This is a genomic window from Spiroplasma sp. Moj (assembly GCF_016082285.1).
Classification (GTDB): Bacteria; Bacillota_I; Bacilli_A; order Mycoplasmatales; family Mycoplasmataceae; genus Spiroplasma; species Spiroplasma phoeniceum.
On sequence record NZ_MQTY02000001.1, the window covers coordinates 1 to 17,561 of the forward strand.

12 protein-coding genes and 1 riboswitch are annotated in these 17,561 nt (G+C 26.1%); of the genes, 6 read left to right on the forward strand and 6 right to left on the reverse strand.

The genetic code is table 4. The features are described from left to right. The first annotated feature begins 807 nt into the window (after nucleotides 1-807). The 4 genes from BST80_RS00005 to BST80_RS00020 all read left to right on the forward strand — a co-directional run bounded on the left by BST80_RS00005 (nucleotide 808) and on the right by BST80_RS00020 (nucleotide 9,050). A complete protein-coding gene (locus BST80_RS00005) occupies nucleotides 808-1,482 on the forward strand; it encodes a hypothetical protein (RefSeq protein WP_415745389.1) in 675 nt (224 codons plus the stop codon). Between the two features lie 172 nt (nucleotides 1,483-1,654). Further along, entirely contained in the window at nucleotides 1,655-3,979 is a 2,325-nt protein-coding gene (locus BST80_RS00010) for a hypothetical protein (RefSeq protein ID WP_415745390.1), read from the forward strand. Between the two features lie 30 nt (nucleotides 3,980-4,009). Next, on the forward strand, nucleotides 4,010-8,257 hold the full coding sequence (locus BST80_RS00015; protein ID WP_415745391.1) for an FtsX-like permease family protein: 4,248 nt from the start codon (nucleotides 4,010-4,012) through the stop codon (nucleotides 8,255-8,257). Between the two features lie 142 nt (nucleotides 8,258-8,399). Continuing rightward, on the forward strand, nucleotides 8,400-9,050 hold the full coding sequence (locus BST80_RS00020) for a hypothetical protein (RefSeq protein ID WP_415745392.1): 651 nt from the start codon (nucleotides 8,400-8,402) through the stop codon (nucleotides 9,048-9,050). Between the two features lie 258 nt (nucleotides 9,051-9,308). Here BST80_RS00020 and BST80_RS00025 read toward each other — a convergent pair whose 3' ends face one another. The 5 genes from BST80_RS00025 to BST80_RS00045 all read right to left on the reverse strand — a co-directional run bounded on the left by BST80_RS00025 (nucleotide 9,309) and on the right by BST80_RS00045 (nucleotide 12,644). Continuing rightward, the gene (locus tag BST80_RS00025; RefSeq protein WP_415745393.1) at nucleotides 9,309-9,500 is read right to left on the reverse strand and encodes a hypothetical protein; all 192 of its coding nucleotides are present in this window, start codon (nucleotides 9,498-9,500) and stop codon (nucleotides 9,309-9,311) included. A gap of 110 nt (nucleotides 9,501-9,610) precedes the next feature. Next, a complete protein-coding gene (locus BST80_RS00030; RefSeq protein ID WP_415745394.1) occupies nucleotides 9,611-10,027 on the reverse strand; it encodes a hypothetical protein in 417 nt (138 codons plus the stop codon). A 57-nt stretch (nucleotides 10,028-10,084) separates the two neighbouring features. Continuing rightward, nucleotides 10,085-10,765 carry a 5'-methylthioadenosine/S-adenosylhomocysteine nucleosidase gene (mtnN, locus tag BST80_RS00035; RefSeq protein ID WP_415745395.1) on the reverse strand — a complete coding sequence of 227 codons (681 nt, stop codon included), beginning with the start codon at nucleotides 10,763-10,765 and terminating at the stop codon, nucleotides 10,085-10,087. A 4-nt stretch (nucleotides 10,766-10,769) separates the two neighbouring features. Then, nucleotides 10,770-11,867, reverse strand: a complete 1,098-nt coding sequence (locus BST80_RS00040; protein ID WP_415745396.1) for a nicotinate-nucleotide adenylyltransferase — start codon at nucleotides 11,865-11,867, stop codon at nucleotides 10,770-10,772. 51 nt (nucleotides 11,868-11,918) lie between these two features. Continuing rightward, complete coding sequence (locus tag BST80_RS00045) at nucleotides 11,919-12,644, reverse strand: hypothetical protein (RefSeq protein WP_415745397.1); 726 nt, start codon at nucleotides 12,642-12,644, stop codon at nucleotides 11,919-11,921. Nucleotides 12,645-12,776: 132 nt separating this feature from the next. Continuing rightward, nucleotides 12,777-12,874: riboswitch (TPP riboswitch) on the forward strand. An 80-nt stretch (nucleotides 12,875-12,954) separates the two neighbouring features. Here BST80_RS00045 and BST80_RS00050 point away from each other — a divergent pair. Then, nucleotides 12,955-13,980, forward strand: coding sequence for an energy-coupled thiamine transporter ThiT (locus tag BST80_RS00050; RefSeq protein ID WP_415745398.1), 1,026 nt, complete (start codon nucleotides 12,955-12,957; stop codon nucleotides 13,978-13,980). 37 nt (nucleotides 13,981-14,017) lie between these two features. Here the strand turns inward: BST80_RS00050 and tkt are convergent, their stop codons facing one another. Continuing rightward, nucleotides 14,018-15,979 (reverse strand): transketolase, encoded by a 1,962-nt coding sequence (tkt, locus tag BST80_RS00055; protein ID WP_415745399.1) that lies wholly within the window; start codon nucleotides 15,977-15,979, stop codon nucleotides 14,018-14,020. Nucleotides 15,980-16,304: 325 nt separating this feature from the next. Here tkt and BST80_RS00060 point away from each other — a divergent pair, with 325 nt between their 5' ends. After that, the gene (locus tag BST80_RS00060; RefSeq protein WP_415745400.1) at nucleotides 16,305-17,510 is read left to right on the forward strand and encodes a hypothetical protein; all 1,206 of its coding nucleotides are present in this window, start codon (nucleotides 16,305-16,307) and stop codon (nucleotides 17,508-17,510) included. Nucleotides 17,511-17,561: the final 51 nt, after the last annotated feature.

The following is a 17,561-nucleotide window of genomic DNA, read 5'->3' on the forward strand; positions in this document are numbered from 1 at the left end:
ACGGCATATTGGTTAAGAATATACTAAAGCTGTATTGTAGCACATCAAAAACGGATTTATTCTAGCATTTTGTTAGTATCGATAAATATCGAATTACTTCTAATTTTGATTTAATGCATAATTTGAATGGGAATATTCTTCCTCATTTCTTTGGGTTGTGTTTTGGGCTCGTCTACCGGTAGTAAATGGTATATATAAACTGAATATAAGCTTCTGTTTTCTGTTTTCTATGCAACGATAACGATAACGATAGATTTGAGCCGTTTTGGGCTTTATGCATTATTGGAATGGGCGTGACTTGCTGTATTTCTGCAGCTTGAGGTTTGAGCTTCTCTGACAAGGGTATAGATTTATTGCTCTGTATGAGATCATGCGATTGTTGGGCTGTATCGATAATAATCGATTTTAGTCTTTTTAAACATAACTGAAAGATTATAAGAGCCAGAGACATGAATGTTGGTATATAGAATACCACACCTCTTCGCTTCCATTTGACTTTCAATTAATACGTCATTCCAGGGTATCAAGGAATGCTGGAAACCTAGCTACAATTATTATAATTTGTGTTGTATATAAATTTTGATATATTTCTGTTTANATNANTNAANAATTNAANATATTTATTATATATTTCTTTTTTTAGTTTTAGTTTTAGTTTTTAGCGTTGTTTTTNTTTTTNTTTTTTTTTTTTTTTTTTTTTTTTTGNNAAATATTAATGTGTAAAAATATAGAAGTAGAAAAAATGTTAATAAATTTTTATCACTTTTAATAGATTTATTAACTTTAATATCTTTTCATCATTTTTTTTTGAATTTTTATTTTTTCATTATTAGTATTTTAATCCGCATTAGTTTTTTAAAAACAAAATCTATTAAAAATATTAATAACACTTTTACTAAATTTTCAATTATTAGTTTTATTTTTACTTTTATTAGCAATTTATCAATTTTGCTTGTTCTTAATATTTTTATTCAATTTTCTTTTGAATGAATAGAAAGATCAACAATTAATTTATTAAATTTTATTTTTTTATTATTTGCAATCTTTCTTAGCACAACAAAGACAAGATATTTTAATTTTATTATTTTATTTAATAAATTAATTGCTATTTTATTTTTAATTATTTTTTCTTCAGTTATTTTTAATTTTATTTTTAATGCATTTTTAAAAACAAAAAATAACTCATTTTATTTAATTTTATGAATGATTGGTTATGGAAGCTTAATTAGTACTATTGTAATTAATAATAGCGTAATGGAAGTAAAACAAATTTTTCGGAGATTATCGTTTGGTTTTATTTTGTTATTATTGTGTTTAATTTTAAATTTATATTTTATTGAAAATGTAAATGATATTAAATTATCAACAATTTTTAAAAATATTTTTATAATTATTTTACTTTGAATTTATTTTTGAAATGTTGTTTTAATAAATAAAAATAATGCTAAAACACAAAATCATAAAAAAACAATGATGATTTAAAATATTTTGTTTTAGCAATTAAAAATAATTGTTTGAGTATGGATAAGCCAATTAAATATACAACAATTTTTATTAATGGTTATAAGCAGGTAATGATAATTTAATGTTATCTGCTGACTTTTAAATTAATGATTTTTATAAAAATTTAATAAATATAAAAGGAGTGAAGGAAATGAAAAAATTACTTTCTATATTAGGATCTACAACTTTAATGTCAGCAAGTATTTTAGGGGTAGTTTCTTGTGCAAAAGGAAAAAATAGTCAAAATAATAATTATTTTGATAGTGAACTTAATAAAATCGACCCAACAATTCGAAATTTAGTCAAATATACTAGTACAATTGCTAAAATTTTAATTGCTAGTCGTCATGAAAACATGAATACTTATGGGTTTCCAACATTACAGTATTTTTTAAACAATGTTGGAAGAAATTTAAAAGGAGTCTTTACTACTAAAAGCGGGAAAGAAATTAAAATTAAAGATTATGTTGAAAAATATAAAAAATTAAATAATCTTTATTATAATCCTTGAAAAGCAACAGATAATAATTATCAACCAGAGCGAAATACTTATAATTTAATGTCATCAATTGCTGCAATGACTGATTTTTCAAAGTGAAATACAGAAGCTAACCAAGGACATCCTAGCAATACAACAGATGCAACAGGGCGTTACAGAGATTTTGTTGCAAATCCAAATTTAGCATGAGCTCAATATGATACTGGAGCTTTAGCAAATACATTGTCACAAAAATCAGAATCAGTTATTAATTATATTAACAGAACGGCTGGATGAAGTAATTATTATGATTCATCATCGGGTCCTTATGTATCAAATATTTTATATCATAATTCACTTTCAACACCACTAACAAAGTCAATATTGTCTTATAAAGATAGTGGTGAAGAAATTAAATTTGGGAAGGCTGTGGCGAACCAGTCAAGTTCATTATATGATTTATTTGGTTTAAAATATTTTGATGAAGCAATCACTATGTTAGGCCAATTTGGATCAGGATTAGAATTACCAGTTTTATATTCATTAGCACAATTATTACCATTTATTCAAAATAATCGTTCTGGTGAAAAAACTGCAGGAATTTTTTTGGTAGCACCGTTTTTTATTTTAAAACAAATAAAAAGCCAGTTTTTTGATAATTCAGGTAATGTTAAACCAAATAGTCCATTATTAGAGATATTTAGTCGTGATACTATTGAAAAAACAGTTCTTAATGTTGAAAAACAAAGTGATGGTGAAGTAGATAACCCTGATAAAACAATTCAAAGTATGAAACTTTATGATATTTTTAGCAGTCCAGTTGTGACAAAATCTCTAATCGTGATTATGTTAGAGGAGAAACAATATTTAGATCTAACAAGTGATAAAAAAGAACATAAAAATGCCTTTTTAAAATGGTATTCTGTTTTAGGAAATTGATTTACAGAAGTTTTGGCAAAAGAAGGTTCAAATTTTGATGTTCAAAAATTTAATCGCATAATATCAAACACAGTTTATGAGGGTCTTTTAAAATTCCAAGGCTTAATTGGGAATTTTGCTGAAGATAGTGTTGTTGCTTTAATTCGAACATTATTGCAAATGTTAAACGCACCAAACTTTGATTTGTTTAATTTATTAAAAGGAATTGCAGGATTAGCAAATTGATTTTACAGTAATGATAGTGAAGGACATTATAATTTAAATATTGATAATGTTAAAACAATTGATGATGTTTATAATGAAGGACCGAATAAAAATGGCTTTAAAGAGGACTTAATGGCAGTTGATCCTGATAGTGAATATGCTAAGTTTATCTTAAATAGTTATGGTTTTGATGAACAAACAGGTCAATATAAACAAGGGTCATTATTCGATATCATTAATATTTGAGCGCATGGAGGAAATAATACTTATCCTGATCATGAATCAATGCATAAATTTATTACACAAATATTAGATTCACAAAATGGTTATATTGGTGAATTAACAAGTCAAGTTAATAAAGTAATGGCAGAAGATTGATTTGATAATATCTTCTTAGATCGAAAATGATATATTACAGCATCAGGAACTGGTGTAGATGGTTCAAAATTAGGGGCAATTGTAACTGATGGTTCTGTAACAGGTGTTCGTTATCAATTAGATTACTATGGTCCAAAAGATGCTTCAAATAAATTAGAACGTCATAAAAAACCATTAGGATATACTGATCCCGCTTCAGGGAATTCTCCTTCATATGTTGAACAAGAAAAAGACCCAAAACAACGTCATAATATTGCACCAGAGGGCGAAACATGAAACAATCAAGACTGAGTTGATTATGATGGAATGGGTAATGAATATTTAACAAATAGTGACAAAATTAAATATAGTTATGTTGTTCAATTTAATAACCAAGCTCGTTTCTTGTATAATCCAGGGATTAAAGATGATTTAACAAAAAATTCATATTTATTAAGTGATTTTGTTTGATACTATAACAATACTCGTTATTATTAATAGTTAATTGAAAAAGAGGAGATCTAAAAAATGTTGCTGTTTTTACAAACATTAAAAAGTATGTTTAAGCAAAAAGCACAGTTAATTATTTTTATAATATTAGCTGCGCTTTTAACATTATTAACAACTTCTTCGTGAATTGTTAATACACGTTTATCTAATGCATATTCATTTATGGGGAAAGGAACTTTTGCTTATGATTATTTATTAAGATTTGACAGTAAAAAGAAAACAGGACAAAATGTTGAAACAATTACTCCATGATATGCTTTTAGCAATGATTATCATTTGATTACTGATGTTAATGGGGAACAGTGGACATTGCCTTATGTTCATTTAGGTGAAGATGGCGCATTAAAAGCTTTGGATAATAATGTTGAAATAAAATTTACTTTTGATTCTAAAGCAAATAAAGTAAGTAATATTATTTTTACTGATCTTGATAAAAGTGCACCAATTTTTTTAAATAATGGTTTATATCGTTTCAACGTTAATAATGAAGCTTTTCAAACTTCTGTAATTGGACAATTATATGATCAGAAAGGTTATCTTTTTAATCAAAATAATTTACCTTTGATTGAAGAATTTATGAATAATTTTACGCATAGTGATATTTCACAAAATACAATAAATTTAATTATTGCATATTTAAATAAAAAATATTCAGGTATAACAGATGAAACAAAATTAAAAGATGCTGTTATTGATTTTGTTAATAATGGTATAACAAAATGAAAAAAAGATGTTGATTTACGAGGAAGCGTAGATGAAATCCCTACTAAAGCTAGCATTGAAGATAGAATATTTGAGGAAAAATTAAATGGTGATTTAAGTTTTTTAGTAAAAGATACATCACAGCCTTTAACAAAAATTAGTCTTTATTATTCACCAACTATTAATAATAATCTTGATGTTGGTTATAATAATAATATTGAAAACGCTGTTTTTAGTGTTAATGATTTTTATAATCAAAATAATAAAAATAATAGTTTTCGGAATCAACCTTATGGGCCTTATGGTTTGACAAAAGCCTATTATGCATTAGTTGCTAAAGCTTCAAACTTTTCATTTCAGTTACGTGAACAATATGCATATTGAGATTTAACATCAAATTTAAAATATAAAATTATTAATTGAACACAATTATTATCGGATAATAAATTAAAATTTATTAAAAAATATGATTCTTTTGATCCAACTAATCCAATTAATGATGTGTATGTTGTTATTACGCCACAATTTGCGCATATTCAAAAATTAAAAGTAGGAGACCAACTTACAATTGGTGAAAATTCAAATTTCTTTGTTGGTGCTATTGGTGGAGATACAACTAATATTTATCCAACAATTTATGATACTGATGTTTTTCCAGATCCAAAAACAGATGGTATTATTTATGTTTCTGAAAAAGTTTATCGTAGTGAGTCTATTGCTGCTAACACTGATATTGAAGAAAATTCTACATTATATATTAATTATGTTGGTTTACCGGAAAATAAAGGTACAGCCTTTGAAAATTTCAAAAAATATTTATCAGCTGATTTTTGAAGTTTAAATAATCCAAGTGATAAAAATGCCCCATTACAAAGCCGTGATGAAACAAAGTTAGTTTACTTACGTTATTCTTTGTTAGGAACTACAATTAAATTTTATCGTACGATTACAATTATTTTATGTCTTATTTTCTTAATTATTTTAATTTTTACATTAGTAATTTTAATTAAAAAAATTATTAATCAACAAAAAATTGCAAATGGAATTTTAAAAGCAAATGGTTATAGTGGAATAACAATTGCTAGTTCCTATTTAGCTCATGCGATTGTAGTAACTGGAATTGGAGTTCCGATTGGATGAATTATTGGTGTATTTTTACAATTACCTATTATGAGTGTTTTCAATAGTTATTTTGTTATTCCAGTTAACTTTTCATTTTCGTTAATTCCATTTGCAATTTGTTTTGGAATTATTGGTCTTGTTAGTAGTTTGTCAATTTTAGTAACAGCAATTCGGCAATTAATAATCAGCCCATTAGATTTATTAAATCCAAATAAAAATATTAAAACTTCAAAATTAGTTTATTCTATTAGTAATATTTTTCATTTTAAAAAATTTACAACAAAATTTCGTTTTGTGATGATGGCTGTTTCAATGAAAAAAATTAGTTGGTTTTTTTTAACATTTTTTGTTGCTAGTTTATTTTTAACATTAGCAACTTTAATTCCAACAGGAATCAATAAATTTAGTAAGGATTATTATGCCAATTTAAATTATGATAACGAGTATGAATATACAAACGTTATTGGGAATATTCCTTTTAGTCGTTATGAAATGTATGACTGGAATGGTCCTGGTTTTTCATCTGAGGCAGCATATCCATTAATTAAAAATTCTTTAGTAAGTGATTATTTATATAATGGAGAATGGCTATCAACAAAAAATGATATTAATGCTAAAAATTCTCATTTATATGCACAACAATTAAATAATATGATTATTTTTAATTTTATGGTTGGAAAAGGAGCAAGTTTATCAATTGATACTTTTTATGATATGTATAAACGTTATGGTGAAAATGTTGATATTCGAAATCAAATTGATACTTTATTATGTTCAACAATGCCACGTGCTTTTGGTAAATCACCAGTTCATCCAACAGACCCAAATATTATTGACCGTTGGACTTATTGTGCACAATATGCAACAAGTGATATTATGCCAGGCAAAATTCGAGCAATGTGGTTAAAAGATGATTTGGCTAAATTACAATTTAATTTTACTTTTGGAACTTCAACTTATAATTCAAAAAATGAAGATGTTTATACCGGATATACAACAAATATATTAGATTCAAGTTTTATTCTTCTAACATATGGAATTAATGTAAATAATAAAACAATTATTTTTCCAAATCAAACAATTAAAAAAATTTTAGATAATAGTAAAAATTTAAATATTAGGACAGATTTTATTCCAATGGTTGTAAATAAAACCGCAGAAAGTAAATATAATTTATTGTTAGATAAAATAATTGAAACTACTACTAGTGTTCAGCAGTTACAATATTGTGATGATGCACTTCATTGTGCTGTTGATCAAGCAGCGTGGTCATATGAGTTACCAAGTGGTTGGTATGATGATAATCTCAACCCGTTTACCCTTGATTTAACAAAATTAACAATTGGAAACAAAACACGTGTTGGTTTTGAAAATAAAAATGGTAAAGTTCAAGATTATTATAATATTAAAAATTTTGTTTTAAAATTACCAGTTGATGCTTTTAAACAAAGTGAATTTCAAAATTCAACGATTTCTGCAACAACAGGACGTCGGTTACCAGGCTTGTTAGACCTTAGTAGTCCTGTTGATCAGAGAGTGGTCACTAAAGAAGAAACTGAAGACGGTGATTATTATATTATTCATCCTTTTGATAATAAATTTGATAAAGAAATTAATGGCATAGGTGATTTAATAACCGGGTTTCCAACTAACTGATATCGAGAAGCATTACGCCAAGGATTATTAAAAATTGGGAAAATTACTAAAAATATTAAATATAAAGTTGTTGGGATTCAAAATTCATATGATGTTCCAAGAGCGTATGTAAATCAAGTTATTGCTAATAAAATTCTTGGTTTTGATACAAGTTCTAGTGAACTATATGATAACAAAGATGATAATCCAATGTTATGATTTAATGGTAAGTTTAGTAAATATTATGATCAAGTTGATCAAACAACACGATTTAATCTTTCTTCCTCAGATGGTTCCTATTCAATGAATGATTTTATGAATGGTCAATTAACTAGTGGGGTTGGAGGAACAGATTATTTAATTATTAAATCGCAAGTTATTGAAAAACTTGCTTGAATTTCAAGTATCTTATCAATTATTTTTGTTGTTATTACGATTATAACTGCTATTATTATTGTATATATTATGACAGAATCATTTGTTAATTATTTCTTAAAATTTATGGCTGTGATGAAAGCTTTAGGATATTCAAATCGTGAAATTAATAGTTTAACATTAGGAATATTTACTCCGTTTGCTTTTCTAGCATGGATTTTAGGTGTTGGGATAATGTGACTAATATTATGACTAGGTGTTTATGGGTTTATTGCAATTGCTAAAGTAATTATTCCATTTGGATTCCCATGAATTACGATTCCAATTACTTTTATTTTAATGGCAGGAATCTATTTAATAACATATTGAATTTCAACTTATAAAATTAATCATATGAGTATTCAAGAGCAAGTTAATGCAAACGAAGTATAAACCTAACAAAATAAAAAATCTAAGTAAACCTTAGATTTTTTATTTTCAAGTTATTTTTGAAGTTTTAGTTGTTATCTTGTTTTTTTAATATAATTGAATTTGAACCTATAAACCAAAAAAAGATAAAATGGAGAAAATAAAATTGCGAAAATTATTTTATTTAATGATATTTATTTTTTCTATTACTACAAGTTTTAATTTGATTTCAACTAATATATGATGAAAAGAAACAAAAAATTTAGGTCTTTTATTAAAGCCACAATCAATTATGACTAATAACAAATGAGGCTTAAATAGTCTTCGAGGTTACGATGATGGATTAATGCCATCGATTCGTAGTAATGTTATGCTGGGTTTACAAAATAACTTAGGATTAAATATTGTCAAAAATTTAAGAGTTGATATTTATTATGGTTATGTTGATGATAGTAATTTTTATAATGCAAAAACAATTAATTCTACTAATACTAACTATATTTTTTGGTTTACTGTTGGAATTTTTGCAACAGAAAAAAGTGAATTTTATGGACATAGTTTTTTACAGTTTGATTATCGTCCAATTTGAAATTTTATTAACAATCAATTTATTAAATTTGATAATTCAAAAGGACAAATTGACAGTGAAGATAAACTTGTTGATAGTTGAAATAAACTATTAAGTAACCAAGTAATTCTTAATAATTTTAATAAACAATTTCAAAAAATGGGATTAGATATTTCAGCTGGGATGGAATTACAACCAGGACAAATGACCTTAAATAAGGATATTAGTTTTTTTTATAAAATTAAGTAATAAATTTATTTCTGAAAAAGATAATATGTTAACAATTAATAATGATTTATTTAAATATATTCCAGAACGATTGCAAGCATCATTGTTTAAACTTCATGGGGAAACTTTTACAATAGACTTCTTGCATAACCTATTAAAATAATTNNNNATNTTTTTAAAAANATNNNCAATTATTTTAATAGGTTATGCAAGAAGTCTACTGAATAAAAAAAAGCACAGAAGTACTTTTAACAACTTAATTGCTGAGTAAAATATTTATTAAAAATTTTTTGCTTGCTGATAACGTTTTTTAACTTTTACCATACTAAAATGATATAAGCCTCCAAAAGCAGCAATAATTTTTGAAATTAAAATAATAGCAATTATAAATAAAACAATACCAGGTAGACCTTGTACTTTTGAATTTGTAATTTTTAAAAAGAAATATTGATATGCAATCTTTAGATGCATTCCATGGTGACTACTTAGCAAAGATAACAATATAAATAATTGTTAATACTGGTACAACAGCATGCAGAATAATTTGTTCTGCTCACTGTAGAGGCCCTCACATTAAATCTTTATTTTTTAAGATTGCTGGTAATAATACGAAATTGTAAATTAAACAAGTAACGGTAATATACACAAGCAACTGATAATGAGAAATATGTTTTTAATGGTTTAATAATTCCTTCTTGCCGATGGCAAATAATTGCAATTACAAATCAAATTAATACTAAAAAATTTGATTGTGTTGTAAAAAATGAAATTCATCATATTGTGTAACCAGCATAATTTCAATGACTAATTGCGCCTGTTTGATCATAAACAGCTCATAAATATGTTACTTTGTTATTACTGTCCATCACAATCATTTTGTCTAAATGCAGTAAATTAGTTAAATAATTAGTTAGTAATCCAAATAAAGCAACTAATGCAATAATTATTTTGAATCAAAACCGTCAGTCACGACAATAATATTTGATAAAGTTTTGCATTTAATCCCTCTTTCTATTTGATAACATTGTTTAAATTATATCTTAATTTTTAATTTTTTATTCTTGATTATTAAATAATTCTGCTGAAATTAATTCACAAATTAAAATTCCTGCTTGTGATAAATTTTGTTTAAATTGTATTGTTGAACTTTTCTTATTTGCTTTTAAATAATCTGTAACAATTTTAATACTAACAATTGGAATCTGATAATTTAAAGCAACTTGAAAAAAAGCACAACCTTCCATATCAACCACATCAATCTTATTTTTAAATTTAGTTTTAATATGCTCAAAATATTCTATTTTATCAATAAAAATATCACTACTGCCTAAAACTGCTGTTTGAATGTGTGGCATTTTTGTTGTAATTGTAGCTATTAATTTTTTATCACTATAATAACTAGGTAATTCGCCAGGGATTTGCCCCATTGCATAACCAAACTCTTGGGCATCAGCAAAAGTATAGTAAGCTTCCGTAATTGCTAAAACTGATAATGATTTAAAATTTGGTTTTAAAGTCCCAATTGTTCCAAGATTATAAACTGTTTTAATTGCATAATCTTTAAGTAAGGTTGTTAAAGTCATAGCAGCATTAACTAACCCAATTTTGCTAATTGCGAATAATCAATTATCTTTTTGATATACTTCAATCTGGGTATATTTATGAACTATTGTTGGTTTTAAAACATTTAAAGTTGCTGCCAATTCCTCTTTCATTGCACTAATAATTAAATTCATAACGTTATTTATCCTCTTTTCACTGCTGATAAGTCAATTGTATATTTTTTCCTAAATGCTCAAGGCCTTGCTTCGCGACTGCTCGTTCAAATTGAACTATTAATAATTCTTGAAATGCCTTTACCAAATCTTTTTGGGCTAATGTTCGATAATAATCAACTTTTAAATAATTTCGTTCACTACTAATTTTATCCGCAACAAAAATTAGCATTTCAAATAAAGTCATTTCTGGTCGACCAACAGTATGCCATTTAATTGCTGATAAAATATCTTCATCATTAAATAATAAATCATATTTTAAATGGCAATAACCAGTATAAGCATGCCAAGTAGCAATTGGCTCTGATAAAAACGTTGGTAAATATTTTGTTAGATATGCTTTTTGTTTTTGTTCTAATCATTGTTTTGTAATATCATGATAAGTCCCAGCAATTAAAACTTTTTGCGGATTTAACTTATGAACTAATGCTAATTCCCGCGCTTTTTGGCCAACATTTAAACAATGTTGATAGCGTTCCTTATCCATATTTTGGCCTAGTCGTTCTGGCAAATATAATAAATTATTATTAATATAATTCGTAATATTTGGCAATTGTAATGCAATGTTTTTTCCTTCTCGTAACATTGTTGATGATAAATGTAAATTATTATGAAATGGAAGTAACATTGCTTGATATTGTTTTAAAATTGTTTGATCAATTGGTTCATTTCGTTGGAAAACAATAAAAGTTTGCATTCTTGCTAATTCATTAATATTGTTTCATTTATTTAATGATGCTAGTTGATCAGAACCAATCATAAAACAAAACTGATGATGAGGAAATTGCTGTTGCAATTTTAAAACAGTTTCATATGTTGTACTAGGCTTTGCATTTTCTAATTCAATTAAATTAATTTTAACATCCACTAAATCAGCGATTGCTAAATTAATCATTGCGACACGATCCGTAGGGGGAGATAATTTTCGTGTTTTAAAAGGATTCTGATTTGTTGGAATAATTCAAATTTCATCAATATCTATTTTTGTTTTAACAAGATTAATCATTGCTAAATGGTCAGTATGAAATGGGTCAAAACTACCACCAAATAATGCTATCTTCATTTATTCTTCCTCCCAATCCAAAAATAACAACAAATTCAAACAAAATAAAAATTATTCATCTTTATTTTTAATTCCTAATTCAACTAAAACATCTTCGACAGTATCACGCACAACTTCTTGAAATTGTTTAATAGATAATGTAATGGTAACATTTTCTATTTCACTTAAATCATTAGAAATTTTTTTTGGTAAGTTTTGTTTAAAAGTATTAATTTCATTTTTATTACCAGTAATTGTAACTTTATTTTTTTTTACCCCTTTTGGGAGATTCTCTTCTAATGGTTCACCATTATAGTCTAACTCTAACTTATCATCATCACGATGAGAAATTTTAATGCGATCCATAATATATGCCATTCGATCATTAAAATTCCGTTCTTTAATTTGATTTAGCATTTGTTGAAATTCATTTGGTTGAACTTGTGAACTATCACGTAATTTTTTTAATTGTTCTAAACGTTCTAAAACATTTTCATGTTCATTAACATTATATTCTTCTTTGTATTTATTAATTTGATGACGTGCATTTTGAACAAAGCTATGAATATTATTAACATTCTCTTGGTTCGATGGTTTGATGTGTTGTTCAGTATTTCTAATTTCAGAATTTTCTGATTTATTTACCATCACTTGTGTTGATTGTGGCACTTTAAAGTCAATTGTTTCATCACTAAAATTAACCCCACTAAATGCTTCAATTTCATCATCAAAAGCACTAGCTGTTTCTAAATTTACTATTTTTTGTTCAGTTTTTTTTTGTCTTCATCATTTAAACATATCTTTGCCTCTAATTCCATATACATTATTATATAATAAATTATTAAAATTTCTTATAATAAATTATTAAAATTTCTTATAATAAATTATTAAAATTTCTTGCAGTTTTTTCCAACAATGTTAAGATAATATTGTAATTTACAGAGGTAACTTATAAAACATAAGTTTGAGAAATACTCTTCGAACCTGATCTAGTTAACACTAGCGTAAGGAGTTCAAATTCGTTATTTATTTAATTTAATAAATTTAATTTGATGCTCACTTTCATAGAAGTTAATTACAAAATTATTTGTGTAAGGAGATTTCTTATATGGTTAGACCCCCATCTTTTAAGGTTAAGTTAAACCAACAAAACATTATTTTATGATACAATAAAGCAACAATTTTTATTGTCATAAGTTTATACCTTGGTATTTTAATAACGCTTAGTATTTTACCACTATCAAGATTAAGTAAACTATTTCATTTAAATAATGACCAATATTTTAAAAATATATGAGTTTTTTGTTTAATGACTTGTGGACTTGGTTTAATATTTAGTATCATATCTGCAATAAGTGTTTGATTAACAAATTATGAAGAATATATTAATTATAAGTTTCAGTTTATTATTTTAAATATTATTAGTTTGAATATTCTTAATTTAATTAGTAATATTATTATTTATAGTTATGAAATAAAGGTTAGTGATTTATTATTTACTAATACTATGAAACGAAAACGATTTTTAATTAATTTAGGAATTTGAAAATGAAAAACATTTGATATTGTTATTATTGCGATGTTTGTAGCAGTGACCTTAGCTTTAGCATATTTAGAAACATTATTGCCTAACTTACCATATGGTGGTGGCATTGGTTTAAAATATCTTCCACTTATCGTTATTGCTTTTTTACACTCAGCAATCGCTGGTCTTATAGCTGGGAGTATTAGTGCCCTGATGTCATTGCTATTTATTGCTTCAAATTTTATTGTTTCACCATGATCATATTTATTAGATTATTTTGTTCCAATGATTATTCCAACAATTGCAGGTTTTATGCGTTTTAAAGTTAATAATGACAAAAAATATATTACTTATGTTAATTATATTATTATTTGTTTTAGTATTATTACTATTATTTACTTGTCACAAGTATTAGTTGGTGTTTTAATTTGAACAACTTTATTCCCTGATTCAGTTTGACCAGGTTATAGTAATTGATTATATTCCATTGTTTATAACTTTATTCATAGTTTTCTTTTTACATATCCAATTATTCAAATTGTTGTTCCTTTTATTTTACGTAGTTTAGCTCCCATTTTTTGACAACGTTATTTAAAATATGATAGTTAAATAAACAAGAGAACAATAAAAAATGCAATTATTATTTTTATGATGATTGCATTTTTTTATTAATAGCATTAACAATGTTTTCTACATTAAAACCAAAATATTCTAATACATCTTGAAATGGTCCTGATTGTCCAAAAGTGTTAATTCCAAAATTTAAACCATTAGAAGTATAACGTTCTCAACCAAAGGTTGCTCCTAATTCAATTGACGCAATTAAAGCTGTTGGTTCTAACAATTTCTGTTTATAGGCAGCATCTTGCTGCTCAAATAATTCTCAACAAGGCATTGATACTACTTTTACTTTAATTTTTTTATCATGTTCTAATTTGTTTGCAACAGCAATCGCCATGCTAACTTCACTACCAGTTGCTAACAATACAACATCATTATTATATTCTTGTCCATAAACTTGATAAGCTCCTTTTTTCACTGCCTCAACATTTGAATGTTCTAATTCTGGTAAATCTTGTCGTGTAATTAAAATAACACTTGGAGTATGTTTTGACTGTAAAGCGATATGATAAGCTCCTAATGTTTCATTAAAATCAGCTGGACGAAAAACATTTAAGTTTGGCTGACTACGTAACATTGCTAATTGTTCAATTGGTTGGTGCGTTGGACCATCTTCACCAACAGCAATTGAATCATGCGATAAAATATAAATAGCTGGAATTTCCATTAATGAACTTAAACGAATAGCTGGCTTCATATAATCAGCAAAAACAAAGAAACCACTTGCAAAAGGAATTAATCCACGGTGTAAACAAATTCCATTATTAATGGCTGCCATTGCAAATTCACGCACTCCATAAGCTAAATTACGGCCTAATCGATTTTCAGGACTATAAACACCATCAGTTCCCTTTGCTTTTGTACTACCACTTAAATCAGCACTACCACCAATTAAAGCTGGAATAATATTAGAAAGACGGTCAAGGATTGCTCCACTACTAATTCGTGTTGCTTGTGGCTTAATTGGTTTTAAATCACGAAAATCTTGTGGATTAAAATTAAAATTACCATAAACGGCATCATCAAGTTCTTTAGCTAAAGTAGAATTTTCTTTGCAAAGACCTTGATACATTTCTAATCATTCCTGATATTTTTTAATTCCTCGTTGTTTAAAATTGATTTCAAAATCCTTATAAACTTCACTAGGAACTTCAAATGGTTTATAATCTCATTTTAACATTTTACGAACTGTTTCAATATCACTTCCTAACGGCGCCCCATGTACTGCTGGTGTACCTTGTTTTGTTGCCCCATCACCAATTATTGTTTTTACTTCGATTAATGTTGGTTTATCACTTTTTTTTGCTTTTATAATAGCTTGATCAATTGCTTCAATATAATTACCATCTTTGACAAAAAGATAATTTCAATTTGCTGCTTTAAAACGATCAGCAATGTTTTCACTTTGTGAAACATTAACCATATTATCTAATTGCACATCATTAGAATCAAATAATACAATTAATTTATTTAGTTTTCAATGTCCTGCTAAAGATATTGCTTCTTGTGTAACTCCTTCTTGTAAATCACCATCACCACATAAAACATAAGTATAATGATCATAAAGAGGATATTTATTGGTATTGTATCTTGCTGCTAAATGCGTTTCTGCTAACGCTAAACCAACTGCTGCTGCAAGTCCTTGGCCAAGAGGACCCGTTGTCACATCCACTCCGGGCGTTAAATGTGATTCCGGATGACCAGGCGTAATTGAATCAACTTGACGAAAATTTCGTAAATCATCAATATTAAGATCAAATCCTGATAAATGCAATAACGAATATAATAAAGCACTACCATGTCCTGCTGCTAAAACAAAACGATCACGATTTGTTCATTTATCCACTTGTGGGTTAACAACTAAGTGTCTTGTGAATAAAGTATATGCCATTGGCGCAGCACCAAGAACAATTCCTGGATGGCCTGAATTTGCTTTATTAATTGCTTCAATTCCCAACATTTTGATTGTATCAATTGATTTTTTCATTTTATTTATTTCCTTTTTATACACTAGTAAATTAATACTCATAATATCATTGTACAACGAATTAAAAGAAAGAACTTAATAATTTGAAAAATATTCCATTAATTCTTACTTTTTTTGGATTATTCATTTATAATTAATGAAGTTGAAATGAAAAAATTAATAGAAAAAGAGTGGTCCCTTGAATGGTTAAATATTTATTTAAAAGTCGTGATAACGTCCTCTAATTTTTTAAAAAAGTAAGTTAAAAAAGAAAAGTTTTTTTAAACCCTACACTAAAAAGCAATAATATGATAAATACCATAAAGCAAAGGATGTGATAATAAAAATGACAAATAAATTACGAAATTGAAAAATAATAATAATTCAGGGAATCTTGATGGGAGCACTATTTTCATTTATTCCATTTACAATTTTTGATAAATTTGGTTTAACAAAAATTTGATTCTTCTTATTAGTTCCCACTGCAATGTTCTTTTTTACCCCATTATGGGCTAAAGTTAAAAAGAAAAATAGTAATACCTTTATCCTTCAAATTAATAGTTTTTTTCTTTTTATTTTTCTCTCGTTATTAATGACTGCTAATTTTTTTGATAATAATTTAATTATTTATTTTTATCCCTTACTGCTTTTTTGTACAGGAATGTTTGTTGCTGGAATGGTTCCTTTTTCAATGGAAATTATCCGTAGTTATACCCGTGAACATCAGTTAAAAACAAACCCTAGTCTTTATTTTATTTTAGGAAGTGTTGTTACAATTATAATTCCTTTTTTAATACAATACTTTTTAACAGAATTAACAGCTAAAATTTCCTTACAAGGATATTTTAGTCTATTGACATTAATTAACTTTAGTTTAATTTTTTTCAACCATGATATTCAAACAGAAGAAATTACTTTTAAAATTAATCCTAATAGTTGAAAAGTACTCCAAAAAAACAAACAATTTTGAAGTTATTTATATTCATCAAGTTTTTTATACAGTATTAATGAAGTATTTGGTTACATTTTTCCTATTTTAATTTTTAATAACACCGCAATTATGATTATAGTGATAGGTAGTTTATATGTTATTCGAAAAATAAGTTATTTATTTGGATATTTACTAAAAATAAACAATAATAATATTAAACACCAAATTATTTGTAATACAATTATTGCTATAATTGCCATTGCATTATTATTAGGATTAACAATTGCCTTCTTCCCCTTTCAAACCCAATTATCGCATATTTTATATTTAACAATTGGTTTAGGTGGAAGTCAAATCTTAATAGGATGTTGTCTTGGGCATTTAAGTCGTATTCAAAAAAATAATATAATTAATTTAGTTGGAACTGAGCATTTAACCTTAGGTCTAATGATTGAACATGTCTTCGGGCATGCTATCTTTAGCTTATTGTTAGGTATTATTATTATTCCAGTAATAATTACTTTTTCTACAAATATATTAACTTATATAATTATTTATAGTATTATCATTGGAATGTTATTTTTAAGTTTTATTTTTATTTTTAATAGACTTCTTGCATAACCTAGTTATTTTAAAATTNCTATNAAATATATTTNATAGGAATTTTAAAAT